The 8,572-nt window shown below is 45.6% G+C and carries 12 protein-coding genes; 6 read left to right on the forward strand and 6 right to left on the reverse strand.

Annotated features, from left to right (window positions below; translation table 11 throughout):
* Positions 1 to 82 precede the first annotated feature (82 nt).
* The 5 genes from cobM (at position 83) to A4E24_RS05880 (ending at position 3,163) form a co-directional block, all read left to right on the forward strand.
* Positions 83 to 814, forward strand: a complete 732-nt coding sequence (gene cobM, locus A4E24_RS05860) for a precorrin-4 C(11)-methyltransferase (protein ID WP_292352352.1) — start codon at positions 83 to 85, stop codon at positions 812 to 814.
* A gap of 77 nt (positions 815 to 891) precedes the next feature.
* Positions 892 to 1,323, forward strand: a complete 432-nt coding sequence (locus tag A4E24_RS05865; protein ID WP_292352362.1) for a cobalamin biosynthesis protein CbiG — start codon at positions 892 to 894, stop codon at positions 1,321 to 1,323.
* Positions 1,320 to 1,673, forward strand: coding sequence for a cobalamin biosynthesis protein (locus A4E24_RS05870; RefSeq protein WP_292352353.1), 354 nt, complete (start codon positions 1,320 to 1,322; stop codon positions 1,671 to 1,673). Before A4E24_RS05865 ends, A4E24_RS05870 begins: the two co-directional genes overlap by 4 nt.
* A complete protein-coding gene (cobJ, locus tag A4E24_RS05875) occupies positions 1,642 to 2,448 on the forward strand; it encodes a precorrin-3B C(17)-methyltransferase (RefSeq protein ID WP_292352354.1) in 807 nt (268 codons plus the stop codon). The genes A4E24_RS05870 and cobJ overlap by 32 nt, the downstream gene beginning before the upstream one ends.
* Positions 2,438 to 3,163 (forward strand): precorrin-8X methylmutase, encoded by a 726-nt coding sequence (locus A4E24_RS05880; RefSeq protein ID WP_292352355.1) that lies wholly within the window; start codon positions 2,438 to 2,440, stop codon positions 3,161 to 3,163. Before cobJ ends, A4E24_RS05880 begins: the two co-directional genes overlap by 11 nt.
* A gap of 34 nt (positions 3,164 to 3,197) precedes the next feature.
* Here A4E24_RS05880 and A4E24_RS05885 read toward each other — a convergent pair whose 3' ends face one another.
* From A4E24_RS05885 to A4E24_RS05910, 6 genes are all read right to left on the reverse strand, one after another.
* Positions 3,198 to 3,884, reverse strand: a complete 687-nt coding sequence (locus A4E24_RS05885) for a cytochrome c biogenesis CcdA family protein (protein WP_367121159.1) — start codon at positions 3,882 to 3,884, stop codon at positions 3,198 to 3,200.
* Positions 3,881 to 4,354: a co-chaperone YbbN gene (locus tag A4E24_RS05890; protein ID WP_292352356.1), complete on the reverse strand. Its 474-nt coding sequence runs from the start codon at positions 4,352 to 4,354 to the stop codon at positions 3,881 to 3,883. Before A4E24_RS05890 ends, A4E24_RS05885 begins: the two co-directional genes overlap by 4 nt.
* A 91-nt stretch (positions 4,355 to 4,445) precedes the next feature.
* Entirely contained in the window at positions 4,446 to 5,132 is a 687-nt protein-coding gene (locus A4E24_RS05895) for a 2,5-diamino-6-(ribosylamino)-4(3H)-pyrimidinone 5'-phosphate reductase (protein ID WP_292352357.1), read from the reverse strand.
* A 54-nt stretch (positions 5,133 to 5,186) separates the two neighbouring features.
* Entirely contained in the window at positions 5,187 to 6,038 is an 852-nt protein-coding gene (locus A4E24_RS05900) for a CBS domain-containing protein (RefSeq protein WP_292352358.1), read from the reverse strand.
* 18 nt (positions 6,039 to 6,056) lie between these two features.
* Positions 6,057 to 6,512, reverse strand: a complete 456-nt coding sequence (locus A4E24_RS05905; protein ID WP_292352359.1) for a universal stress protein — start codon at positions 6,510 to 6,512, stop codon at positions 6,057 to 6,059.
* Positions 6,513 to 6,532: 20 nt separating this feature from the next.
* Positions 6,533 to 7,636, reverse strand: coding sequence for an amidohydrolase family protein (locus A4E24_RS05910; RefSeq protein ID WP_292352360.1), 1,104 nt, complete (start codon positions 7,634 to 7,636; stop codon positions 6,533 to 6,535).
* Between the two features lie 417 nt (positions 7,637 to 8,053).
* Between A4E24_RS05910 and A4E24_RS05915 the strand changes: the two genes are divergently transcribed.
* Positions 8,054 to 8,371, forward strand: coding sequence for a DUF167 domain-containing protein (locus A4E24_RS05915; RefSeq protein WP_292352361.1), 318 nt, complete (start codon positions 8,054 to 8,056; stop codon positions 8,369 to 8,371).
* Positions 8,372 to 8,572 lie beyond the last annotated feature (201 nt).

Genomic DNA, 8,572 nt, shown 5'->3' on the forward strand with positions numbered 1-8,572 from the left:
TAAAGGAATTGAAGAAAATCCCCGAAAAGGGTAATTACTTCAGCATAGTGTTCGGGCAAAAGGAATAATGGAGGATAAAATAATGGCTCATAAGGTATATTTTGTGGGTTCGGGCCCGGGTAATGCTAAGTACATAACCGTCATGGGCAAGGAGCTTCTGGAACAGGCGGACCTTGTAGTATATGCTGGTTCTCTTGTGAACCCGGAAGTGCTAAATTATTCAAAGGGAGAGAAAGTGGACAGCTACGGCCTCACCCTGGATGAAACGAACAAGTTGATGGTGGATGCTCTGAACACAGGTAAAAAAGTGGTGCGTCTGCACAGTGGCGATCCGTCGCTCTATGGTTCTATAGTGGAACAGATAGAGGAATTGAAGAAGTTCGATGTTGAAGTAGAGGTGATCCCGGGTGTATCCTCAGTGTTCGCAACTGCAGCAGCACTCAGGACGCAGCTCACTCTGAACAACGTTACAGAAACCCTCATTATCACAAGGCCCGCAGGCAAGACCCTGGAGGAGGACCAGATCAAGGAGCTTTCCCGGCATAATGCCACTATGGCGGTTTTCCTGGGCACGCAGAAGATAGAGGAGATCATGAAAAAGGTGGAGTACAGTCCCGATACTCCAGTGGCCGTGGTCTTCCACGCATCCTGGCCTGACCAGAAGATCGTCATCGGCACTGTGGCCGACATTGCTCAGAAGGTAAAGGATGCAGGCATAAAGCGTTCAGCCATGATCCTCATCGGAGGGGTGGTAGACCCCAAGAACTATGGGAGGTCTTACCTATACGGAGTAGCACAAGAACCGCTGTCATAACCTTTGAAAGGAACCTGGGGATTGCTCAGCGGATAGCCAGGCACATTGGTGCAGATGTCCTGCTATACGAAAGAGAGATCTTCAGGAAGGCATTTGAGGAATACGATGCAATAGTGGCTGTGTTCGCAACTGGTATTGTGGTGAGGGACATAGCGCCACTTATTCAGAATAAATGGAAGGACCCGGCTGTAGTTGTAGTGGACTCGAACCTCAACTTCGCTATTTCCCTTCTGGGGGGACATCACGGTGCCAACGACCTGGTCCGCAAGATAGCGGAAATTGGTGCCATTCCTGTTATCACCACAGCCACAGAGGTGCATAACCGCAACTCTGTGGAGGGCATTGCCAAGGCCCTGGGATGTGATATTGTCAACAAGGATTCCACCCGGCAGGTCAATTGTTCCCTGCTGGAACAGGATGTGGAAGTGCTCGAGATAAAAGGCCCCAAGATCGTGGTAGTTGGTGATGATGTGTCTGTGCTGAAAAAGGAAAAGGCGGAAAACAGATGATCATAGGTATCGGAGCCAGACGGGGTGTCAATAAAGAAGAGGTCATATCTGCCATCGAATCTGCACTTGCAGAAGTGGGAAAAAAGACCGATGACATAGATATCTTTGCCTCATCGAAATTGAAGGAAAACGAGACTGGCCTGCTTGAAGCTGTTAATCTGCTGGGGAAGGACATCAAGTTCCTTTCCGAAGAAGAAATCAATCTTTATGACGCGCCATCTGGCTCCCAGGCAAATCGGTTCGGTTTGACAGGGGTGGCAGAACCATCTGCATTGGCGCTTTCTGAAAAAAAGGAATTGATCTTAAGGAAGAAAGTATATGGAAGGATCACAATCGCAATCGCAGAATAAGACCTCTGCTGGAAAAGGGAGGCTGTACATAATTGGCATTGGACCTGGTTCGGTGCCCCAGATGACCATTGCTGCCAGAGACGTATTGATGAACTCTGACTACATCGTAGGTAACGGTACGTATCTTGACCAGATCGCAGCGCTGATAGATAAACAGGAGATAATCCGCAGCGCCATGGGTAAGGAAGTGGACCGGGCTGTCAAGGCAGTGCAACTGGCCAAGGACAAGGTAGTATCCATGATCAGTGGCGGAGATGCCAACATCTATGGTATGGCCGGACTGGTGCTGGAGGTCGCGGAACATGAAGGCCTTGATGTTGATATCGAAGTACTTCCGGGAGTTACCGCCATCACCGCAGCAGCAAGTGTATTGGGTGCTCCTATCGTAAATGATTTTGCAGTTATAAGTTTGAGCGACCTGCTCACACCCTGGGAAGTAATCGAAAAAAGGCTGCATGCAGCAGCTTCTGCAGATTTCGTCATCTCCCTATATAATCCAAAAAGCAGACAGCGCAAGTCTAATTTTTCCCAGGCCATTGATATTATCAAAAAATACAAGAATGGTTCAGTGCCAGTCGGCCTTGTAAAGAATGCATTAAGGACCACTGACCAGGACTATGTTGTTACCACTCTGGACGAGGTTATGAACTATAACGACTGGGTGGATATGAGCACCACTATCCTGATAGCTAACAACGAGTCCAGGATATGGAAGAGCAATAACGGGGAAAGGATCATCACTCCAAGGGGGTATCAGAGAAAGTATGACTACTAAAAGCAAAAAAAATTCAGGTTCGCCGGCACTTGAAGAGCTTGTGGAGTTCACAACAAAAATGGATCCCACACTTATAGACATCTGCACCGACCTCGGCGCTCAGACCGATGAGGCAAAGGCTATCTATATGACAAGCCGCAATCTTGCCAAACAGATCGTTGGAGACAGGACAATCGAGGACAGGATACGCCAGCGCTGTATGGTTGCGGTGGGGGATCTTTCCATGGCATATCTTATGCATTTCAACAAAGATCCTGTAAAGGCAGGCGTGGAAGCCCTGAAGAAAGGTGCCCCCATATTCGTGGACATCAACATGGTAAAATACGGTATCACTAAGATGGGACACAAATCCGATGTCATCTGCGTGATGGACGAGGACAAGGACGCCTCCATCGCTAAGAAGTTCGGCATCACAAGAACCGCAGCCGGCTTCCTTGCATGCAGGGACAGGCTGGAAGGCTCTATCGTTGCCATAGGTAATGCTCCTTCCGCAGCACTTGCAGTGTGTCGTATGGTGGAGCATGGCATAAGGCCCGCCCTTGTCATAGCAACCCCTGTGGGCTTTGTGAATGCCGCAGAGTCCAAGGAAGTCGTAAGGGATACAGACATACCTTCCATCACATGTATCGGCACCAGAGGAGGGACTCCCATTGCCGTTGCCTGTGTCAACGAACTTGTGGCGATCGCCAATTCAAAGGACGAATGCGAGGAATGATCTTCCCCGCATCCAACTTAATTCATTTTGTTTTTTAAAACTGGAAAAGTGTAGTTATTTGGCTGGTGTTTGCCATCCATAATCCTGCAAGTATCAGTAAAATGCCTGCTATCTTTTTGACTATAAAGTCGTAGCGTGCAATGGTTCTTAACCTCATAGAGGAAACGTTTGCAGAATATGCGATGATCAGCATGGGCACTGCAAAACCAATAGAGTATATGAACAGCAATGTTGCACCATAAGCCAGACTGCCCTGCATTGCTACCAGTACCAATACAGTTCCCAACAATGGGCCGACACATGGTATCCAGATTATGCCAAGAGAGAGCCCAAGCAGGATACCACCCATTAACCCATGCTTCTTGGAATTATGGACCTTACTTGTGACGGTAGATAACCTATTGAAGACCTGGAGGTCAAAAAGCATAACTATCCCAAAAACAACAATGGTTACAGAAGCTATCAGATGTAGATAGGGTACGTAGCGTATTAATAAAGCTCCAAAGGCAGATGTTATAACACCCATTGCTGTGAAAGAGATCACCAGACCTGCTATCACTGCAAGAGGACTGTGTTTTCCTTCTTTTGTGGAAAAAGCCAGGATCGCAGGCAGTAAAGGAAGAGTGCATGGAGAAAGTACACTAACTATGCCGGCGAGCAACACAGCCAGAGGGCTAATATCCGTAGTAACCATATTCTTCGATCTGCCAGTCCCTGTCACTCATTCTGCCTTGATGCAATAGCCATGTCCAAGGTTTTAGTAAGAACAGCTTTCTCTGTTACGCCGATGAACCTTGCAATATTCCTGTCTCTGGTAATATCACCTTCATGTGTCATATAGAGATAGCCTTCTGAACTACTATTCACTATAACGAACATGTCAGGCACAGAATAGACATCAAAAGCCACGGCAACTCCTGGGTTTTCCCGCGTATCAATGTACATCACAGTAGCCATTTCCGCATATTCTTGTGAAATTTCCTCAATGGTAGGTTTCATTATCTTACATGCAGGACAAGAAGCAAAACCAATGTCTACAAGAACCGGCCCCGAAACAAGCGCCTCATCTATTTGCTGCAGGTCCTGAACATCCACTACCGTACTGTTCGCGGAGGATCCAGTTCCGTTATCAAGACAACCGGAGAAGCTTATTAATAATGCTACGATGCAAAGGAAAAGATATTTGTTCATAGATTCACCTGGGAACTGTCAGTTAGAATACTGTTTTGTGTGAATATAGGTTTTGTGGAGTTAATACACCACAACACAAAACCATTGTGATTCATTTACGAAGGTTGAGCACTTTCCATTTTAAGAGCACCCCATCCTCTACTTTCCCGACAGATATGAGTTCAAGGGGCAGAGTGCTGTGTCCAATGAAGCCTTGTCCGTCCACCAAGGTGGGAGCTGTTTGACCTCCAATTATAATATTGCCCACAAAAGTGTAGATCTCATCCACAAGTCCGCTTGAGAGCATGGCCCAGTTAAGTGTTGCTCCCCCTTCGATCATCAGGCGCCTGATACCCAGGCGGTACAACTGTTCCATTGCATCAGGAAGATCTACCTTGCTTTCCCCGCTGATCATGATCCTGGCTTTTGTCCTCAATGCCTCTACTGTCTCAGAAGGAGCAGAAGAGGTGATCACAATTATTCTCTGACCTTCGCCCTTTTTAAAAATATCAGCATCAATCGGAGTTCTTGCCTGGCTGTCTATTATAACACGTATAGGGTTCTCTTCAAGACCTTTCGCCTTACGTTCAGCCTTCCTTTGTGCAGACTTTACCGTAAGGCTTGGATCATCGGCAAGCACTGTGCCTATTCCAACCATAACAGCATCGGATGTAGCCCGTAATTCGTCCATGCGATCAAAATCAATAGATCCTGAAATCCTCACCTGCTTTCGCTGCCAGGTTGATATCTTGCCATCTGCGGACATAGCTGAGTTTATAAATGTAAATGGCCGGTTCATTGTAAGCCACCATACAGAGAATCACCGGATGCCAAAAGCATCCGGCAAAAAGGATCAAAGATTTACAATTGATTTCAAAAGGTCGCGATCCCTTAACAGCCCAAGGAACTTCTGGTTTGCATTGACTATTGGAACCTGGTCGATCCGATTACGTTTCATCTTAAGTGCACATTCGCTAACACCAGATATATATGAGGCTTTGACAAGGTTAGTGACCATGATATCCCTGGCAAGTACGTTTGGCACCCTGATCCTTGATACACTGTAGTAGATGCTCATGGTATCACGCATGGATTCCCATGTCCAGTGATCATCATCCGAACCATTGGACATGTTTGACATCTCTACCGAGTCTTCAATGATACTGGCGCTTATGACATCCCTGTCCGAGATGATGCCTACAAGTTCCAGTTCGGAGCTCAGCACAGGAACTGCCTTCACATCTGCAAGTTCCATTACCCTTGCGACGACGTTAAGAGGGGTTTCACTCCATACAGGTACAGATTTATTGCTGCTGTACTGACCTACGTGATCTATCAGGTTCAGTTCCGCAAGTGCACCAACAATATCGGCAATTGTAAGCAAACCTTTCAGTTTACCATCTTCAACTACGGGAAGCCTGCGGATGTTATGTTGCAGGATCAGCCTGGCAGCATCTGTGATATCTTTATCCTCACTTATGCTTACAGGGTCCCTCGTCATGAGCAATGCAAGTTGTTCTTCTTCCGGATTCTGCAAAAGATTTGACCTGCTAACGATACCAACAAGTTTCCCATCCTTTAATACAGGTACCCCTGATACTCTTTTTGCTTTCAGGATATCCAGGACTTCGTCCCTAGATCCGGGAAGTGTTGCACAGGCAACATCTTTTACCATTATATCTGAAACTTTAATGTTTTTAGGCATGTAGATCCTCTTCCGTGATCACTCCTTCTTGGAGGAAACACCTTTTACTACCAGGACAGGAACTGTGGAGTTACGGGTAACTTTCTCAGCAACGCTTCCCAATAAGAATCTGTCAAGACCACTCTTGCCCAGCGTACCCATAACTATAACATCGATCCCATTTTTTTGGGCAAATTCAATGATCTCGTTACTTGGATGACCTTCAAGTACAACGGTCTCTGCTTCCACACCTGCTTTTTTTGCCAGTTTCTCAACTTTTTGTACAGCATCGTTTGCTTCTGTTTCCAGAAGCTCATACATCATTTCCCATCCTGCGTCCATGGGTATGGATGCAAAAGCAGCTGTGTCCACTACGTAGCCGACAAATAATTTCCCCCCGGCTATTTTTGCCAGTTCTATGCCATACTCTATAGCTCTTCTGTTCTGTTCAGAACCGTCTGTCGCAATGAATATTTTCTTAAACTCGGTTGTCATTATCCAACCTCCAGAACTTATTAATTGATAATTGTAAGGATATCATCGGGTCTTGCCCTGCGGACAATACCTCTAACAGGATCGGTGATACCTGTAAGGTTGTCAGAGCTTGCATTTAGGATCATGATCTTTGGACTAAGACCCTTTGCAATATATCCACCTTTATTGACATTCAATATTGATGCACCGTTAAGCGTACACATCTTAAATACTTGTCTATCGTCTATTTTAAATATTTTTCCAAGTACCTCCATTTCAGCGAACATATTGGGGGAATTAAACATCACATTGTCCGTACCTATAGCTACATTGATCCCAAGATCAAGCATTTTCTCCACGGGAGACATCCCTACGCCTGTTATGAAATTAGACCTTGGGCACACAACCACTGGTATTTGCTCGTCTGCAACTTGCCTGAGGTCAGACTGGTCTGCATGTGTCACATGTATTAAAACATCGGGATCTAAGGAAAGTGCCGAGTCTATATCACTTCTGTCTTTCTCTCCGGCGTGAATGAAAAATGGTTTCTTCCATGATGCTGCAACTTCCCTCAATGTTTCCAATATAGTCCTGTCCATGTCTCTGGAACCACTTATGCCAAGTCCATAAGACTCCTGCAATAAGAGCTCAGCTTCATATTCAATATCTGTTTTGTAACCTTCTGTCCGACTGATCCGCCCAAGGATCCTGCACATTATATCTTTGCCGTCAAGAGCACCTTTTAATGCAAGTGTTCCAGGCACACCTCCTTCTCTGAAGTCTGCAAAAGCAGAGGTGCCGATAGTTATCATGTCGGAAATGGTCCTTTTCATTGATTCGATGAGCCTGGAATGTGAAGTAGCCTGTAGTGTGCGATGTTTAAGACCATCCGGTGGCTTGACAAGAGAATCCAGATCACGTTCTACACGGTTGCCTACTGTCTTTCCAAGTACAGGGTCTTTGAGAACCGAATCACCTATGTGAGTATGAGAGTTCACCAGACAGGGAGAAATAATGATGTCACTGCTCGTTTTCTCTTCTCCTATGTCAGTTATGACCCCATCTTTCAGACAGATGTATCCTTCTATGGTTTCTGGTTCAGGTCCCAGGATGATCTTCCCATAAATGATCTGTTCACTGGACATTTGAAACCCGTTGCTGTGCCCTTATTAATAGTGGATCCACAAAAAGCTGTGATATTAAAGGGGTAAATGTTCATTATCGTTAATAAGATTTTTCATGTTGTAACCAGCTTTGCACGCCAAATTGCAGATTTGTTCTATCTTAATGCGTAATATTGATATAGATACATTCCCATCCCAATGGTGCGCATTTTTAGGTCCTTGCACAAGAACATGGCAGAGCCTTTCGATGAGTGTACAGTCAACCATAATGCGCTACATAAGATAATGCAAAAAGCGCCTGTCACGAGGGAAACTGGGAAGGACTGCGGACATTCCAGAGGGTGAGCTCCCGGAGTTAGTGCGTCAGGCCACAGCATTATCTGCGTGCAATCATTTATTCTCGTTACAGCTATATATGATTTGGAGATTTCTACATCTATGCCTTTCAGAGATGCATTGAGAGAGGTTAGTGGTGGGATAGTACTAGATCTTGAAGTAACTCCTGGTTCTAAACATGCATGTGTTCCCAGCGGATATAATCCCTGGCGGAAACGCATTGAAGTTAAGCTTTCCCAGGCTGCACAGAAAGGGAAGGCCAATGAACAGCTGATAGAACAGCTTGCAGCTTTATTTGATGTGGCCGTTTCTTCTGTGAGCATCATCAGTGGAGCAAAGAACAGCCAGAAATCGATCTTCGTAAAAACAGTAAGTATGGATTTTGCATTATCTGTTCTTGGGAAAAACCTGAAGGATTGATATGATCAGCATTGATATGTGTCCCTAATACTTTCACATAGCTTGGGACCGGTTAATATAGACTCCTTTCATACTATATCTTGAGGTGAAGAGTATGAATACAATATTCGAGGGTTTGATCGAGCGGGCAAGGTACTATGAGCAGTTCGAACAATTCTGCAGATCCGTACAAATAACTGATTACCGGGAAAACGATGCATG

This window comes from Methanomethylovorans sp. PtaU1.Bin093 (assembly GCF_002067275.1).
Classification (GTDB): domain Archaea; phylum Halobacteriota; class Methanosarcinia; order Methanosarcinales; family Methanosarcinaceae; genus Methanomethylovorans.